Origin of the sequence: Novosphingobium sp., assembly GCF_019748365.1 — a bacterium.
In the GTDB taxonomy this organism is placed as follows: Bacteria; Pseudomonadota; Alphaproteobacteria; order Sphingomonadales; family Sphingomonadaceae; genus Novosphingobium.
Genome location: NZ_JAIEPN010000138.1, coordinates 1 through 15,808, shown reverse-complemented (window position 1 = coordinate 15,808; position 15,808 = coordinate 1). Strand labels below are relative to the sequence as shown.

17 protein-coding genes are annotated in these 15,808 nt (G+C 67.3%); 5 read left to right on the top strand and 12 right to left on the bottom strand.

Annotated features, from left to right (window positions below):
- The 5 genes from infC to K5Q19_RS15530 all read left to right on the top strand — a co-directional run.
- On the top strand, positions 1-270 hold a 270-nt coding region (gene infC / locus K5Q19_RS15550), incomplete at its 5' end, for a translation initiation factor IF-3 (RefSeq protein ID WP_292947023.1).
- A gap of 341 nt (positions 271-611) precedes the next feature.
- On the top strand, positions 612-2,030 hold the full coding sequence (locus K5Q19_RS15545) for a DASS family sodium-coupled anion symporter (protein ID WP_292947020.1): 1,419 nt from the start codon (positions 612-614) through the stop codon (positions 2,028-2,030).
- Between the two features lies 1 nt (position 2,031).
- Positions 2,032-3,138, top strand: coding sequence for an NAD-binding protein (locus K5Q19_RS15540; protein WP_292947017.1), 1,107 nt, complete (start codon positions 2,032-2,034; stop codon positions 3,136-3,138).
- 65 nt (positions 3,139-3,203) lie between these two features.
- The gene (locus K5Q19_RS15535; RefSeq protein ID WP_292947015.1) at positions 3,204-3,470 is read left to right on the top strand and encodes a type II toxin-antitoxin system ParD family antitoxin; all 267 of its coding nucleotides are present in this window, start codon (positions 3,204-3,206) and stop codon (positions 3,468-3,470) included.
- Positions 3,470-3,787, top strand: a complete 318-nt coding sequence (locus K5Q19_RS15530; RefSeq protein ID WP_292947013.1) for a type II toxin-antitoxin system RelE/ParE family toxin — start codon at positions 3,470-3,472, stop codon at positions 3,785-3,787. Before K5Q19_RS15535 ends, K5Q19_RS15530 begins: the two co-directional genes overlap by 1 nt.
- 12 nt (positions 3,788-3,799) lie before the next feature.
- Here the strand turns inward: K5Q19_RS15530 and K5Q19_RS15525 are convergent, their stop codons facing one another.
- The 12 genes from K5Q19_RS15525 to K5Q19_RS15470 form a co-directional block, all read right to left on the bottom strand.
- On the bottom strand, positions 3,800-6,580 hold the full coding sequence (locus K5Q19_RS15525; RefSeq protein WP_292947026.1) for a phosphoenolpyruvate carboxylase: 2,781 nt from the start codon (positions 6,578-6,580) through the stop codon (positions 3,800-3,802).
- Positions 6,581-6,661: 81 nt separating this feature from the next.
- Positions 6,662-7,273: a bifunctional 4-hydroxy-2-oxoglutarate aldolase/2-dehydro-3-deoxy-phosphogluconate aldolase gene (gene eda, locus K5Q19_RS15520; protein ID WP_292947010.1), complete on the bottom strand. Its 612-nt coding sequence runs from the start codon at positions 7,271-7,273 to the stop codon at positions 6,662-6,664.
- Between the two features lie 179 nt (positions 7,274-7,452).
- Positions 7,453-8,796: an oxygen-independent coproporphyrinogen III oxidase gene (gene hemN, locus K5Q19_RS15515; RefSeq protein ID WP_292947008.1), complete on the bottom strand. Its 1,344-nt coding sequence runs from the start codon at positions 8,794-8,796 to the stop codon at positions 7,453-7,455.
- Positions 8,793-9,032, bottom strand: a complete 240-nt coding sequence (locus K5Q19_RS15510; protein WP_292947005.1) for a hypothetical protein — start codon at positions 9,030-9,032, stop codon at positions 8,793-8,795. Before K5Q19_RS15510 ends, hemN begins: the two co-directional genes overlap by 4 nt.
- The gene (gene ccoS / locus K5Q19_RS15505; protein ID WP_292947003.1) at positions 9,029-9,178 is read right to left on the bottom strand and encodes a cbb3-type cytochrome oxidase assembly protein CcoS; all 150 of its coding nucleotides are present in this window, start codon (positions 9,176-9,178) and stop codon (positions 9,029-9,031) included. Before ccoS ends, K5Q19_RS15510 begins: the two co-directional genes overlap by 4 nt.
- The gene (locus K5Q19_RS15500) at positions 9,175-11,292 is read right to left on the bottom strand and encodes a heavy metal translocating P-type ATPase (protein ID WP_292947001.1); all 2,118 of its coding nucleotides are present in this window, start codon (positions 11,290-11,292) and stop codon (positions 9,175-9,177) included. Before K5Q19_RS15500 ends, ccoS begins: the two co-directional genes overlap by 4 nt.
- Complete coding sequence (locus K5Q19_RS15495; RefSeq protein WP_292946999.1) at positions 11,289-11,753, bottom strand: FixH family protein; 465 nt, start codon at positions 11,751-11,753, stop codon at positions 11,289-11,291. The genes K5Q19_RS15500 and K5Q19_RS15495 overlap by 4 nt, the downstream gene beginning before the upstream one ends.
- A complete protein-coding gene (gene ccoG, locus K5Q19_RS15490; protein WP_292946996.1) occupies positions 11,753-13,234 on the bottom strand; it encodes a cytochrome c oxidase accessory protein CcoG in 1,482 nt (493 codons plus the stop codon). Before ccoG ends, K5Q19_RS15495 begins: the two co-directional genes overlap by 1 nt.
- A 6-nt stretch (positions 13,235-13,240) precedes the next feature.
- Entirely contained in the window at positions 13,241-14,179 is a 939-nt protein-coding gene (ccoP, locus tag K5Q19_RS15485; protein WP_292946993.1) for a cytochrome-c oxidase, cbb3-type subunit III, read from the bottom strand.
- Entirely contained in the window at positions 14,169-14,357 is a 189-nt protein-coding gene (locus tag K5Q19_RS15480; protein WP_292946991.1) for a cbb3-type cytochrome c oxidase subunit 3, read from the bottom strand. The genes ccoP and K5Q19_RS15480 overlap by 11 nt, the downstream gene beginning before the upstream one ends.
- Positions 14,354-15,106 carry a cytochrome-c oxidase, cbb3-type subunit II gene (gene ccoO, locus K5Q19_RS15475; RefSeq protein WP_292946988.1) on the bottom strand — a complete coding sequence of 251 codons (753 nt, stop codon included), beginning with the start codon at positions 15,104-15,106 and terminating at the stop codon, positions 14,354-14,356. The genes K5Q19_RS15480 and ccoO overlap by 4 nt, the downstream gene beginning before the upstream one ends.
- Before the next feature lie 15 nt (positions 15,107-15,121).
- A partial coding sequence (locus K5Q19_RS15470; RefSeq protein ID WP_292946985.1) for a cbb3-type cytochrome c oxidase subunit I occupies positions 15,122-15,808 on the bottom strand: 687 nt, incomplete at its 5' end.

Sequence of the window (15,808 nt, the reverse complement as noted above, 5' to 3'; positions counted from 1 at the left end):
CAGAAGACGCAGGAGATCAAGGAGATCAAGATGCGTCCGAACATCGATGACCACGATTACGACACCAAGATGCGCAATGTGATCAAGTTCATCGGCGAAGGCGACAAGGTCAAGATCACCCTCCGCTTCCGCGGCCGCGAGCTTTCGCACCAGCAGCTCGGCATGAACCTGCTGCGCAAGGTGCAGGACGATGTTGCCGAAGTCGCCAAGGTTGAAGCCTTCCCCCGCATGGAAGGTCGCCAGATGCTGATGGTGCTTGCGCCGAAGTAAGCGCTTCGAACCCTCTCCCCCACGGGGAGAGGGTAAAGACAATCGACACCCAACATAAGCTTCGTAACCCCGGACTTGATCCGGGGTGACGAGCAGGCGGGCGCGTGAAGTCCTCCATCCGCTCCGACGCGAACGGCAGCAAAACCATTTTCCTACCCCGCCCTCCATGCCCTATGCATATCCTTCGGGGCACACCGGCGGGGCACATCAAGGTTTATGGGCGAGTTCATCACAGCGTTTTGCGGAATAATCGGCCCAGTCGATCAAAAAGCTCGCACTGATCGAATGCAACTATTCCCCAGGACAGTGTCAACTGTGTCAACCTGCGTCCGTTCAGCCCCATGAACTCGCGCGCCATCGCCCTCGCCGCCGGTCCGCTCGGCCTTCTCGCCACGCTGCTGATCGCCGCACCTGCGGGCATGCCGCCTACCGCGTGGCACACCGCCGGGCTCGTCTGGTGGATGGCGGTCTGGTGGATGACGGAGGCGATGCCGCTTTCGGCTACCGCGATGCTGCCCTTCATCGTCCTCCCGCTGACCGGCGTGGTCGATGCCAACAAGACCGCAGCGGCCTACTACTCGCCGATCATGTTTCTCTTCGTCGGCGGCGCTTTCCTCGCGCTCGCCATCGAGCGCACCGGCCTTCACCGCCGCCTCGCGCTCACCATGCTCGCGCGCGCCGGCACCAGCCCGGTGCGGCTTCTGCTGGCGGTGATGATGGCGACCGCCTCGATCTCGATGTTCATCTCGAACACCTCGACCGCGCTGATCATGATGCCGATGGCGCTCGCCATTCTCTCCTCGGGCGGGATCAAGGAGGGCGAGACCGATGGCATGGCCGGCGCGCTTCCGATGGGCGTCGCTTTCGCGGCCACCTTGGGCGGCTACGGCACCATCGTCGGCACCCCCACCAACGCCATCGCCGCGGGCCTGCTCGATCGCACGCTCGGCGTGAAGATCACCTTCATCGAATGGTCCGCCTTTGGTCTGCCCATCGTGCTCATCGGCGTGCCGCTTGCCGCCCTGATCATCGCGCGGGTCCACAAGATCGGCCCCGGCAGCTTCGATCCCGCCGCCGCGCAGGGGGCCATCGAGCATTCGGTGCAGTGGACCGTGCCCGAACGCCGCCTTGTCCCTCTCTTCCTCCTCACCGTGCTCGCCTGGGTCACGCTCCCGCTCACCGAAAGCCTGTTTCCCAAGGGCGGGCTGACGGACGGCACCATCGCCGCCATCGCCGGGCTCACCCTGTTCGTCCTGCCGGACGGCACGGGCCGCGCGATGCTGACGTGGAAGGAAGCCAACCGCATGCCCTGGGACGTGATCCTGATGTTCGGCGGCGGGCTCAGTCTCGCGATGGGCATGGACGCCTCCGGCCTCAGCGACTGGCTCGGCACCGCGATGCTCCCCTTGCGCAGCGTGCCGCTGCCGGTGGTCGCGCTGGTGCTCGTCGGCTTCGTGATCATCGTCACCGAATTTGCCAGCAACATCGCCGCCGCCAGCGGGATCATGCCCGTCGTCGCCGCGCTCTGCGGCGCGCTGGGGGCCGATCCGATCCTGCTCGCGCTCCCTGCCGCGCTTGCGGCAAGCTGGGGCTTCATGCTCCCCGCGGGCACCGGCCCCAACGCGCTGGCCTGGGGCACCGGCCATATCGCCATGCCCCGCGTGCTGCGCGCCGGGCTGATGCTCGATCTTGCCGGCGTGCTCCTCATCGTCGGCACGGTCTGGGGCGTTGCCGGCCTGATGCGGCTCGGCGGAGGCTGAGGTGCGGATCGAGCAGTCATCCGCCTTCAGTCAGGGCGCCGGCCGCGTGCTCGGCTCGCCGCTGCGCCTGCTGACAGGCACGCTGATTTACGTCGCCGTGGTCTTTGCCGTCTCCACGCTCGGCTATGTCGCCAGCGGCTGGCCGGTGGATGATGCCGCCTACATGGTGCTGCTCACCATCTTCTCGGTCGGCTACGGCGAAGTCCGCCCGATCGACACCCATTTCCTGCGGCTGTGGACCACGGCCACGATCGTGCTCGGCTGCACCGGCATGATCGTGCTGACATCCGCGCTCGTGCAGGTGTTCACCCTGTTCCAGTTCCGCCAGCTCCTGGGGGTAGGCAAGATGCAGACCGAAATCGATCGCCTGAAAGACCATGCCGTGATCTGCGGCATGGGCCGCATCGGGCTCCAGCTGGCAAAAGCGCTGACCGAGGCACGCCACCCCTTCGTCATCATCGAGCGCAACCCCGATCTGGCGGAGGAAGCCCGCGCCAATGGCTGGCTGGTCCTGGTTGGCGAAGCGACGCAGGAGGAAACCCTGCGCGCCGCCGGGATCCTGCACGCCCGCGTCCTCGCCTCGGTGCTGCCTGACGATGCCGCCAACGTGTTCATCACGCTCTCGGCGCGCAGCCTCAACCCCGCCGTCCAGATCATCGCGCGCGGCGAGGCGCCCACCACCGAGCGCAAGCTGTTCCACGCCGGCGCCGACAAGGTCGTGCTCCCCACCCACATCGGCGCCGAGCGGATCACCGAACTGATCCTCTACCCCGCGACGGACACCCGCATCCAGGAAGCAGAACACATGGCCGACGCGCGCCGCTTCCTGCACGATCTCGGCCTCGACGTCGAAGTCGTCACCGCCGCCCCAAAGGGCGCGCTCACCGGCGCCACCGTCGGCGAAGCCGAACGCCGCGGCGCGGGCGCCTTCTTCATCGTCCAGATCGACCGCGTGAACGGCCAGTCGATCCAGCACCCTGGCGAGGACGTGAATATCGAGGCGGGCGATACGCTGGTGCTGGTGGTGCGCGGCACGCGGCTCTCGGCAGGCGCAATCTTCGGGATTCCGGCCAAGCCGGTGAAGCAGGGGCGGACTTATGTGGGGTGAAGCGGAGATGGCAAACCTTGCTATTTTCTGTTATAGAACTGCCGCGACTGCTTGGGAGCCCTGCCGTGAATGTCAGCCTGACCCCCGAACTGGAATCGCTGATCCACAGCAAGGTCAGCAATGGGCGCTACACCTCCGCCAGTGAAGTCGTGCGCGAGGCGCTCCGACTGATGGAAGAGCGGGATCAGGTGCAAGAGCTCTACAAGGCATCGATGCGCGAAAAGATCGCCGCCGGCATGGCTTCGCTCCGCGCAGGCCATGGCACCGACGGTGATGCCTTCCTGGCTGAAATGGACGCAGCACTTGCAGCCATCGAGCGTCGTGCCGAATAGTGCCGGCACGCTATGTTCTCTCGCCGGAAGCCCGGCGGGATCTTGAGCAGATACGAGATTACTACGTCGAGCAAGCAGGCGTGCAGGTCGCCCGCCACGTCCTGGGCCAGATCACCAAGGCGCTGCGCTTTCTGGCCGAAACACCCGGCGCCGGACATCGCCGTGAAGACCTGACCGGGGAGAATGTCCGGTTCTGGTCCGTTCTATCCTACCTGATCGCCTATGATCCGGCGGCGCGGCCGATCGGCATCGCGCGCGTCCTCCATGCCTCCCGCGATCTGGAAAGACTGCTCAAACCCGATCCGCCGCTTGCTTGACGAACTGCCCCCTCATCCATGCGCGCCAAAGTGGTTCGCAATAGCCGCTGATATCCGCAGGTTCAGCGCATGCGCCCGCTCGATGGGGTCGATAAACCGCGTTCGGATCACGCCGTAGCCTTCGGCGCGGTTGTCCGGATAGTCGGTCGGCTCGCTCACCGGGAAGTCCTCGATCTCGGGCTCCACCACCGGATAGGCGCGCCGCAATTGCGCCAGCGCCTCGTCCACCCGCAGCGAGAGGACCATTTCCAGCACGTCCTCACGGCTTACGTCGTTGGAGCGGCTGAACGGAGGCACCTGCACCGCGCGGAGGAACATGTACATCAGCAGTGACAGCCGCAGCGCCTGCAACAGCGCAATCGTGCGGCGCTGCTCGTCCTGCGCGATGCTGCGGGTATCCTCGCGCCCGATCATCGCCAGCAGCCGGTGGAGCTTCATCCAGTCCACGCGCAGCCGCGAGGCGAGGCGGCGGAAAACACCGGTGCGATCATCCTTGGTAAGGTGTTCCGCCAGTGCAAGGCAGGGATCTTCGAGCGCGGATTCGGTGCCGCGATAAGGCCGGCTCGCCCAGTAGGCCGAATTGAACAGCTCGCCAAAGCAGGCCACCGTCTTGATCGAGGCGAGGCCATTGGCCGCGCGCAGCAGGCGCACCAGCTGGCGCCCGCGCGGGCTGCGGGCGAGCAGTTCGGCCACCGCTTCGGTCTCCTCCCCCGCCGCGATGCCAGCGCCCGCAATCACGTTCACCGGATAGCCGATCTGCTGCAGGATCGCGTTGTGCGGGATCGCGCGGATTTGCCTGAGGCTCATCGTCCGGTCGCTGGCGATATCCGATTGCCGGCGCGAAACGCGGCTGCCGGTAGTCTTGAGCATGCCGAGCCCGAAGGCGGTAACCGCGCGCGCATAGGTCACGCTTTCCAGCTGTTCACGCTGCACGCGGCGGATCGCGCGGTAGAAATCGAGGCTGAGATCGGTGCGGTCGTAGAACGGATCGGGCTCCGCCTCGCCGCGCAGCGCCTCTTCGGCCTCCACGATCCGCGTAAGCGTCGCGAGCGCGAGTTCGTCGCTGCGGAAGAACAGGTAGCCATCGCCGCCCTGGAAGCTCGCTTCGGGCTCCAGCACGATCTCGGCCTTGGCAAAGCGCCCGCGTGCCCAGCGGCTGAGCGGCCAGGTCAGCCGGTCCTCGAAGCCTGAAGGGTGCGCGCCGCGGCCCATGCTTTCGCCGTGGGTGTTGAAAACCAGCGCCGCGACGTCCGTCAGCCCTGCCGCCTTCATTGCCGCCGCAAGCCGGCCCTGCAGGCGCTCGATGGCAAGGGCCGCCGGGATCTGCCCCATGAAGCGCCCCGCATCCGAAAAGCCGGTCTGGATCGAGAGCCGCCCGCGCATCCGCACGTATTCGCGGTAGGATTCCTCGGCCAGCAGCGCTTCCAGGAACCGCCCGCCATGTTCGAGCGCGGCCTCGGTCTCGAACAGCGGGGAGACATCGACCTTGCCTTCGATCCCGAGCAGCCGCGCGAAATAGAGCGCGGCCAACACCGTCTGCGGCTGTTCGCATTCGGCAATCAGCATGCGGATCGGGGCATCGGCGTCGATGTGGTGCAGGATTTGCGCCATCACGAGGAACTGGCGCATGGCGGTCGAGGTCTCGATCGCGAGCGCGGCGAAATTGGCGCGGAGCGGCTTCACCTCCGCGAGCAGCTCGCGCAGCTTCGAAAGCGCGCTCTTGCTGGCGAGATCGAGCGTGCCTTCGGGATCGATCCGGCGCCGCAGCGCATTCAGAAGCTGCGAGGCGTTCACGCGGAAGTGAATCCAGCCCATGCCGAGCCCATCCGCGCGCATCGCGCCTGCCAGAACGGCGAGCGCAATCGCGGCATCACCCTCAGCGCCCTTGGCCTCGCCCTCCAGCGCGGCGATGATCGGCGCGAGCGACAGCAGCTTGTCCGGATGCTCTGCCGTCAGCGCATTGGCGGCGGCTGCAAGTGCTTCAGGCTCCGCACCCAGCCCGGTGAAGCGTGATGCCATCTCGGCCGCATGCGCCGCCGCACCGCGCAAGGTCGTGAGCAGCGCATGATCCGGCACCACCGCCGCCAGCTGTGCCGCATAGCCTTCCAGCCGCCGCGCTTTTTCCGCCAGACGATAGGCAACCGAAGTGGACCACGAGATATCGGTCCGCCCGTCCATGTCATAGCCGACCCAGCTCGCAAAACCGAACGGCAGCGGCTTGAAATCGAGCCAACGCCCCGGCCAGCGCGTGCGGGCGTGGGCAAGCAGCGCGGCGTTGATCCGGTCGCGCGCTGCGCTCGCGCGTTCGATCGCGGCGAGCGCTTCGTCATGCTCATAGTCGAGCGTGACCTTGGGTCCGGTGCCCGGCACCTGGCAGACCGTCGCAGCCATCGGGTCCTCGGCCAGCGCCGCCTCGGCCACTGCATCGGATTCGGCGGGACTCAGCAGGAACGTCGGGTGTGCGGTGAACACCGCGTGGAGCAGCGGCCGTTCCCAGCGGCGGCGGAATTCGGAGAAGCCGTCTTCCTCGTTGAGCAAGGCCGCCAGCCGAGCGAGGTTTTCCTGCGGGTCGGTCGGCGCGATCAGCCCGCGCAGCTTGGCCGCTCGTGCCTGCAGCCCCTCGCATTCCAGCGCCGCGACGAGGCCCTCCACGGCGGCAAGGTCGAGCGTCCCGCTTTCAAGCCGGCGCGAGAGATCATGGCTCAGCTGGAACACCGGGTTGAACAGCGGGGTTTCCGCCGTCCGCGCGTGGAGTTCCTGCAAGCGGTTCCTGAGCGTATCGACCGTATCCATGCGCGCCGCACCTCGTGTCAGGTTGTTGGTCCCGCAGGCCGGTTCGCCTGCAGGCTGCATCGGGGTTACAGCCCCCTTTGGTCAGGCCAGCGCCGCCGCCGCGCGCGCTGCCGCCTCGATTGCCAGAACATCGGGCGAACCTTTGCCCACCACCCAGGAGCCGCCGACGCAGAGCACCGGGCCAAAGCCCAGCCATTCCGGCGCAGATTCCAGTGTGATCCCTCCCGTCGGGCAAAACTGGCACTGATGGAACGGCGCGGCAAGCGCCTTCAAAGCAGGCAGGCCGCCCGAAGTCGATGCCGGGAAGAACTTGAAATGCCGGAGCCCCAGATCGAGCCCGCGCATGATGTCACCGGCATTGGCAACGCCCGGCAGATAGGGAATGCCCGAGGAGACCGCAGCCGCCCCCAGCCGCTCGGTGAGGCCGGGCGAGACGATGAATTCGGCGCCTGCATCGATCGATGCCTTGAGCGTGGCGGGATCGGTCACCGTGCCCGCGCCGACGATCGCGCCTTCGACCGAGCGCATGGCGCGGATCACATCCAGCGCGACGGGGGTGCGCAATGTCACCTCGAGCACACGCAGGCCGCCCGCCACCAGCGCGCGCGCCACGGGCACGGCATGGGCCACGTCCTCGATCACCAGCACCGGGATGACCGGGGCAGTGCGCATGATGGTTTCGATGGGCTTCATGGGAACTCGCTAGGTCTATGTGGGATTTGCCCTGACCTAACGCGCGGGGGGCCGGCATGCAGCCTGCAATCGGGCATGCGCATAGCTATTCTTCGGTTACGGGCCTTTCGGCTAACCTCCGAAGGCCATCGTCACCCGCGAGCGTAGGGTTCGAACTTGGGGCGAGTGTCCGAACGCCCTCAGATCGCCGAGCTGAAGCTGCGCTCCTCGGTGCGATAGGCATCGAACACCGAGGCAATCGCCCGCGCATAAGGCGCAGCGCCAGCTTCAAGCCGCAGCCAGCCGCGCTCCAGCGAGATCAGCCCCGCGGCGGCGAACGGCTCCAGCCGCGGGCGCGCCGCGTTCAGCAAATCAGCGTCGATCTTCGCCGCGCCCTTGCACAGCAGCGCCTCGATCAGGGCGGCGCGGCGTTCGTCTTCGGGGCCGGTCTCGATGCCCTTGCGCCCCGCAAGCTGGTCCGCGCCGATCAGCATGCGGTAGCGCCCGGGGTTCTTCTCGTTCTGCACCATGAGCCCCGGCAGCTCGCTGATCGCCGAGGCGCCGAGACCTATGAGCACGCTTGCAGAGTCTTCGGTAAAACCCTGAAAATTGCGCCGCAAAGTGCCATTGAGCGCTGCGCGCGCGAGCGGATCGCCGGGAAGTGCGAAGTGATCGAAGCCCACCGCGTGGTAGCCCGCATCGATGAGCTGCCGCGCGCCCATGGCAGCCATGCGGAAGCGGCCCCGCTGGTCGGGCAAGTCCGACCCATCGATCCGGCGCTGGCGCGGGATCATGTGCGGCACGTGAGCATAACCGAACAGCGCGATGCGGTTGGGCCCCATGGCGACGCTCTGCGCCAGCGTTTCGGCGAGCACCGCGTCGTTCTGGTGCGGCAGGCCGTACATCAGGTCGAAGTTGATCGAGCCGACCCCCGCCCCGCGCAGGCCATCCACCGCGCGTTCGATCATCTCGATCGGCTGGACGCGCCCGATGGCTTCCTGCACCGCCGGGTTCAGGGTCTGCACCCCAAGGCTGACGCGGGTGACGCCGATGCCGCGGATCGCGGTCAGCCAGTCGCGCGTCAGCGTGCGCGGATCAAGCTCGACCGACAGCGCCGGCCGCACGAAGCGGAACGCCAGCACCAGCGCATCGATCAGCCGCACGAACTCGGTCGGCGGCACGGCATTGGGGCTGCCGCCGCCAAAGGCGATGTGTTCGATATGCACCGAAGGATCGAGCATGTCCGCCACCAGCGCGATCTCGCGGTGGAGCGCTTCCAGATAGGCGGTCAGGCGGTGGCGCTTGTTGGCCGCGCCCGTGTTGCAGCCGCAGTACCAGCAGATCTCCTCGCAATAGGGGATATGGAGGTAGATCGAGACTGGCCCGGTCAGGCTGGTGAGCGAGATGCGCTGGCGCAGCTCGAAGCTCTCGTCCACGAACTCCGCTGCCGTGGGATAGCTGGTGTAGCGCGGCACCGGCCGCGCGAGCAGCTCCGGATAGTAGGTCCAGTCGGCAAACTGCTCAGCTTGGGTTGGCCCGCTCATTGCCCGGAGTCCTCTTCGTCGTCGTTGTCCCCACAGCAGGTGCCACCGGGAAAACGCTTGCGCATTGCGCTATGGCAAATCTTGCAACACTGCTTGTCCGCGTCGTGATTTTTCATGGGCAGCGGGATCGGCGCGCCGCCGCCGCACAGCGCGATCATCCTGGGGTTCGCCGCCTGCACCGGCATTGCCAGCTGCAACACCGCCAACGCGCTGAACAGGGCGAGCCGGCGCCTCACAGCGGCGTGTCCTCATCGATCAGGATGCGCGCCGCCGCGCCATCGAGATCGCTGAACTGTCCGCCGCGCAGTGCCCAGAAAAAGGCTGCCAGACCAAGGAGTCCCATGCCGAGCGCGATCGGGATGAGGATCAGGATCGAGGTCATTGCGCGGCTCCCGTCAGCCGGAGTGAATTGCCCACCACGATCAGTGACGAGGTCGCCATCGCAATCGCCGCCATCAGCGGGGTGACGAGCCCGGCCATCGCCAGCGGCACGGCAAAGGCATTGTAGAGGATCGCGGCGGCGAAGTTTTCGCGCACCACGCGCATTGTTCTGCGGCTGGCCCGCACGGCGCGCGGCAAGGCGAGCAGCGAATCGCCGGTGAACACGAAATCGGCCGCCTGCCGCCCGACGTCGCTGGCGCTGCCCGGCGCGATCGAGGCATCGGCCGCGGCGAGCGCGGGGCCGTCGTTGATCCCGTCGCCCACCATCAACACGCATTTGCCGCTACGCTGCAGGCGCTGGATCGCCTCCAGCTTGTCCCCCGGCTGCGCCGCGGCCTGCCCGGTAAGGCCCGTCTCGCGCGCTGTGACCCGCACGGCAGCGGCATTGTCGCCGGAAAGGATCGAAGCCGGGATGCCCAGCGCCGCCAGATCGGCCAGCGCTTCGCGGGCATCAGGCCGCAGCCGGTCGGCAAAGCCGATCACGCGGACCGGACCGGCGCCGATGGCAAGCGCTGCGGCGGTTCCACCGCTCTGCGAAGGCCGCCCCAGCGAAACCGCAAGGCCCCGCCACGTGCCGGAAACACCGCGCCCCACCGTCTCACGCACATCGTCGAGGCTCGCCGCCCACACGCCCCGCGCCGCAAGAGCAAGCGCCAGCGCCTGCGAAAGCGGATGGCGGCTGTGGCTGGCGAGCGCGAGCGCAACGGCAGCTTCTTCCTCGCCCAGTGCGTCCAGCACGGCCGCATCGGGCACCGGGCGGCCCATCGTCAGGGTCCCCGTCTTGTCGAGCAGCACGCGGTCAACCCGCGCGAGGCGCTCGATGGCCGATCCGTCCTTGACCATGATCCCCCGGCGCAGCAGCGCGCCTGCAGCGACCACCTGCGCCACCGGCACCGCCAGCCCCAGCGCGCAAGGGCAGGTTATGATCAGCACCGCGATCCCCACCACCAGCGCTTGGTGGAAGCTCGCACCCGCGATCAGCCACCCCGCAAAGCTGAGCGCCGCCAGCGTGTGCACCGCAGGCGCATAGAGCCGCGAGGCGCGGTCGGCGATGCGCACGAAGGCGCTCTTGGCCTGCCCTGCGCTTTCCATCGCCTGCGCGATTTCGGCAAGCGCGGTTCCCTGCCCCGCTGCGGTGACGATCACATCGACCGGCGCATCGAGGTTGAGCATGCCCGCCAGCACCGGCTGGCCCGGGCCTGCCGGCACCGGCGCGGTCTCGCCCGTCAGCAGCGATTGGTCGAACCGGCTGGTCCCGCTCGCGATGGCGCCGTCTGCCGCGAGCCGCTCGCCCGCCGCGACGCGCATCAGCATGCCCGGTACGAGCGTGGCCGCCGCAGTCCAGTGCAGCGCGCCGTCCGCGCCCACGACCATCGCGCCGCTTGCGGCCTGCCGCAGCAGCGCTGCCACTCCGGCGCGTGCGCGGTCGCGCATCATCGCATCGAGCGCGCGGCCCGCGAGCAGGAAAAGGAGCAGCATCAGGGTGCCGTCGAACCAGGCTTCCTTGCCGCCGGTCAGCGTCTCGTAGCAGGAGAGGCCGGTCGCAAGGCTCACGCCGATGGAGATCGGCACATCCATGTTGGTGCGCCCGCGCCTTAGCGCGCCCAGCGCCGAGCGGAAGAACGGCTGCCCGGCATAGAGGATCGCCGGCACGCCGATAGCAGCGGAAAGCCAGTGGAACAGATCGCGCGTGCTGCCATCCGCGCCCGACCAGACGCTGACTGACAGCAGCATAACGTTCATGCAGGCAAACGCCGCCACCGCCAGCGGCGCGAGCAATTCGCGCGCGGCAGAAGGCGGCTCGACCGCATCCTCGCGCGGTTCCGCCGCAAAGCCTGCCCCGGCCAGCGCCGTCACCAGATCGGGTATCTCCACCGTGCCCATGTGATCGACCGCGATGGTCCGCGCGGTCAGGTTGGCCCGCGCCGAAGCAACGCCGGGCACCGCGCCGAGCGCGCGCTCGACCTTGCCCATGCAGCCGGCGCAATGCATCCCCGGCACCGCCAGCACGGTGCGGCTGACCTCAGGGGCTAGGCGTGCCGTTGCCGCGTTCAAAGCGCGTCATCCTCGGCATGCCAGACATGCCCCATGGCGCGCACTTCGATGCCTACGTGCCAGCGCCCTGCAGGCAGCGCCGCTTCATAGACGCCCGGTGCCACCTCGCGCGGGGTCATCGCCACGGGCGCTTTGGCACCGAGTGGATGATCCGCCTGCGCGCGCACGGCGGCGCCGGTCAGCGGCCGCCCGCTGGCATCGCTCAGCGTGAAGCGGACCTGGCCCGCCCCGCCGCGCGCAAGTGCCATATGCCAGCCCAGCGCCTTGTCGGCCTTGGCCGCGCCAAGCCAACGGTTGAATTCCTGGCTCGCAACGTAGGAATTCTCCACCACCGTCCCGCTGAAAGTCGAGACCGCAAGGTTGGCGAGCAGGATGTTGACCCCGATCACCACGCCGAAGAAGCCGATCATTACGAACGCCATATGCCGCCCTGTGAAGGGCCGCGCCGAAAGCTGTGCCATCACTCGTGCTCCTCGTGTTCTTCGTGTTCGCTCTCGGGCGCGGCGAAATGCGTCTCGCGGCGCACCGCATGGCCTTCGTGATCGAGCGGTGTCGCCTGAAGGGTAAAGTCCTGCTGCCGCGCATGGGCTGCCGGAACCACCGCATAGAGCCGCACCTTGGCCGTGCTGTCCGCCGGAACCGTCACGTGGATCGTGCCTTGCGCTGCGCCCGGCGCCATTTCGTCGGTATAGAGCGCCGCTCCCGGCAGCCCTTCAGCCGCGATGCGCAGGGTGCGCGGGCGATCTTCCATGTTGCGCAGCGCCAGAGTGAAGGCATTGCGCACCGCCCCGCCCGAAAGCTGGACGAATTCCGGATTGCGCTCCCGCGCGACCGAGAGCGTCAGCCGCTCGCGCGTGCCCAGCATGAACAGCAGCGCCAGGCCGATCCCGCCCCACACCGCGAAATAGGCGATGAGGCGCGGGCGCAGCAGCACTTTGCGCACCGGCCGCGCCGGCTCGCCCTTGATCTCGCGCTCGCTGTCAATGAGCGTGCAATAGTCGATCAGTCCGCGCGGACGGCCCACCGAAGCCATCGCCCGGTCGCAGGCATCGACGCACAGCGCACAGGTGATGCAGCCGATCTGCGGCCCCTCGCGAATATCGATCCCGGTCGGGCACACGGCCACGCACTGCTTGCAATCGATGCAGTCGCCCAGCGGACTTGCCGCGCCTTTCGCTTCCTTGAGCGACCCGCGCGGCTCGCCCCGCCAGTGCTTGTAGGTGACGGTGAGCGAGTTCTCGTCGAGCATCGCGGTCTGGATGCGCGGCCAGGGGCACATGTAGATGCACACCTGTTCGCGCATGAAGCCGCCGAGCCAGAAGGTGGTGAAGGTGAGGATGCCGGTCGAGGCATAGGCGACGGGCGCCGCCGTACCGGTCCAGAATTCGCGCTGCAGCGTCGGCGCATCGGCGAAGTAGAAGATCCACGCGCCGCCTGTCACGAAGGCGATGCCGAGGTAGACGCCCCACTTGAACATCCGCCGGGCAAACTTCGCAGGCGACCAAGGCGCCGCATTGAGGCGCAGCTGAGCGTTGCGGTCGCCATCGATCAGCCGGTCGACATGCTGGTAGAGGTCGGTCCACACGGTCTGTGGGCAGGCATAGCCGCACCACGCCCGCCCGACCGCGCTGGTGACGAGGAACAGCCCGATCCCCGCCATGATCAGCATGCCGGCCACGAAGTAGAACTCCTGCGGCCAGATTTCGATCGCGAACATGTAGAACCGGCGGTGCGCGAGATCGACCAGCACGGCCTGCCCGGGCGCATGCGGGCCCCGGTCCCAGCGGATCCACGGCGTGCCCCAGTAGACGGCAAGGCACAAGGCCATGACCAGCCACTTGAAGCGGCGGAACGGCCCGTCGATCTTGCGCGGGAACACCGCTGTGCGCTTCGCGTAAAGCGATGGCGGTGCTGCCGTCATGTTGGGATCCATCATGTTCATGGGGGTTTACTGCGCTGCGCCCGCTGCCGGTGCTGCAGGCGCTGCCAGGGCAGGCGCCGCTTCGCCGCCGCCCAGCGAGTGGACGTAGACGGCCAGCATCTTGATCGTCACCGGATCGAGCCGCCCGGTCCAGGCCGGCATCACCCCGGCATGGGCATTGGTCACCGTGTTCACGAGCGAGGCGCGATCCCCGCCATAGAGCCAGATCTTGTCGCTGAGCTTTGGCGCGCCGACACCGCGATTGCCCTCACCGTTCGCGCCGTGGCAAACCGCGCAGTTGTCGGCATAGAGCTGCGCGCCGCGCGCCGAGGATGCGTTCGCCGGGTCCTGCTGGCTCAGCACCCGCACGTGGCTCACCACATCCTGCACTTGGGCACCGGTCAGGATGCCATCCTTGCCAAAGCTCGGCATAAGGCTGCTGCGGGTCGCATCGTTGCCCGGCTGGCGGATGCCATTGACCAGCGTCTGCTGGATCGCGCTCAGATCACCGCCCCAGAGCCAGTCGTCGTCGTTGAGGTTGGGATAGCCCTTGCCGCCCGCCGCGCCCGAACCGTGGCACTGCACGCAGTTCACCTTGAACGCCGCGTGTCCGCCTTCGATCGCGGCGCGCTGCAGCGCCGGATTGGCCGCCAGCGCTTCGATGGGCGTGGCGGCGATGGCGTTCCGGATCGCTTGATGTTCGACCTTCTCGTGCGCGATGTCGTCCGCCAGAACGCCCCGGCTCGTCCAGCCGAGTGTCCCGGTACTGGCCGAATGCAGCATAGGGATTGCCGGATAGAGCACGACGTAGACGAGGCTGAACGCGATGGTCGCGTAGAACGTCCACAGCCACCAGCGCGGCAGCGGCGTATCGAGTTCCTCGATCCCGTCCCACTCATGGCCGACCATGGCCGTGCCGGTCGCAGAATCGATCACCTTTGCAGGGTGCGTTTTGTCATGCGTCATCGCTGTCATCCTCGAAGATCGAGAGGGCCGCATCGCGGCTCATCGCGCGCCCGCCGGGGCGGAACGGCCAGAGGCACAGCGCCAGGAACACCAGCGCCATGAGCATCAGGCCCCAGCTGTCGGCCAGATGCCGCAGCTGGTCGTACGTCGAATGGGTGGATAGCTGGAGAAAGCTCATCGGCCCTTCTCCTTCGCCAGATGTTCCTGCGCCGCAGGCGCGTTCACATCGACCATCGTGCCCAGCACCTGGAGATAGGCGACGAGCGCATCCATCTCGGTCAGGCGCTTGGGATCGCCGTCGAAATCTCGCACCTTTGCCCCCGGATAATGCTTCAGGAAGGCTGCATGATCGGCATCAGGATCGGCCTGCGCCTTGAGGTCGTCATTGGCGGCGGCAATCGCATCCTTGGTATAGGGCACGCCGACCCGCTCCAGCGTCTGCAGTGCGGGCACCATGTCGCCCTGATCGAGCGCCTGCTCCTTGAGGAAGCCGTAGCTCGGCATGATCGATTCCGGCACCAGCTCGCGCGGGGCGGAGAGATGCTGGACCTGCCACTCATCCGAATACTTGCCGCCCACGCGCGCCAGATCCGGACCGGTGCGCTTGGAGCCCCACTGGAAAGGATGGTCGTACATCGATTCCGCCGCGAGGCTGTAATGCCCATAGCGCTCCACCTCGTCGCGGAAGGGGCGGATCATCTGGCTGTGGCAGACGTAGCAGCCCTCGCGCACATAGATGTCGCGCCCGGCCTGTTCGAGCGGGGTGTAGGGGCGCATCCCCTGCACCTTCTCGATCGTGTTATCGATCCAGAACAGCGGGGCGATCTCGACGATCCCGCCCACCGTCACCGCCGCGAAGGCGAGCACGCCGAGCAGCGTTACGTTACGCTCCAGCTTGCGGTGGCGTTCCATGAAAGTCGTAGCCATGTCGGTTTCTCCGGATCAGATGGCAGGCGCGGGGACGAGCGGCACATCGCGCGCCGGATCGAACGCCGCGGAATGGAGCGGTGCTTCCTCGCGGCTGTGGCCCAGGATCGTGCGGGTGATATTGGTGGCCATGACCGCCGCGCCCGCAAGGTAGAGCAGCCCGCCCACCACGCGCAGCGCATACATCGGGTGGAGCGCGGCCACCGTGTCGGCGAACGAGTTCACGAGGTAGCCGTCCGGCCCGTATTCGCGCCACATCAGCCCCTGGGTGATCCCCGCCACCCACATCGCGGCGGTGTAGAAAACGATCCCCAGCGTCGCGAGCCAGAAGTGCCAGTTCACCATCCGCAGGCTGTAGAGCCTTGCGCGGCCCCACAGGCGCGGCGCCATGTAATAGAGGCAGCTGAACGTGATCATCCCGTTCCAGCCCAGCGCGCCCGAATGCACGTGGCCGATGGTCCAGTCGGTATAGTGCGAGAGCGAGTTGACCGACTTGATGCTCATCATCGGGCCCTCGAACGTGCTCATGCCGTAGAAAGCGAGCGCGAGGACCATCATGCGCAGGATCGGATCGGTGCGGATCTTGTCCCAGGCGCCGTTCAGCGTCATCAGGCCGTTGATCATCCCGCCCCAGCTCGGCATCCACAGCATGACCGAGAAGACCATGCCCAGCGTCTGCGCCCAGTCGGGCAGCGCGGTGTA

What these genes read in the sequence shown, in the direction of transcription:
- K5Q19_RS15545 (WP_292947020.1), top strand. Translation starts at nt 612, where the DNA reads ATGAACTCGCGCGCCATCGCCCTCGCCGCCGGTCCGCTCGGCCTTCTC.
- K5Q19_RS15525 (WP_292947026.1), bottom strand. Translation starts at nt 6,580, where the DNA reads ATGGATACGGTCGATACGCTCAGGAACCGCTTGCAGGAACTCCACGCG.
- eda (WP_292947010.1), bottom strand. Translation starts at nt 7,273, where the DNA reads ATGAAGCCCATCGAAACCATCATGCGCACTGCCCCGGTCATCCCGGTG.
- hemN (WP_292947008.1), bottom strand. Translation starts at nt 8,796, where the DNA reads ATGAGCGGGCCAACCCAAGCTGAGCAGTTTGCCGACTGGACCTACTAT.
- ccoS (WP_292947003.1), bottom strand. Translation starts at nt 9,178, where the DNA reads ATGACCTCGATCCTGATCCTCATCCCGATCGCGCTCGGCATGGGACTC.
- K5Q19_RS15495 (WP_292946999.1), bottom strand. Translation starts at nt 11,753, where the DNA reads ATGGCACAGCTTTCGGCGCGGCCCTTCACAGGGCGGCATATGGCGTTC.
- ccoG (WP_292946996.1), bottom strand. Translation starts at nt 13,234, where the DNA reads ATGAACATGATGGATCCCAACATGACGGCAGCACCGCCATCGCTTTAC.
- ccoP (WP_292946993.1), bottom strand. Translation starts at nt 14,179, where the DNA reads ATGACGCATGACAAAACGCACCCTGCAAAGGTGATCGATTCTGCGACC.
- K5Q19_RS15480 (WP_292946991.1), bottom strand. Translation starts at nt 14,357, where the DNA reads ATGAGCTTTCTCCAGCTATCCACCCATTCGACGTACGACCAGCTGCGG.
- ccoO (WP_292946988.1), bottom strand. Translation starts at nt 15,106, where the DNA reads ATGGCTACGACTTTCATGGAACGCCACCGCAAGCTGGAGCGTAACGTA.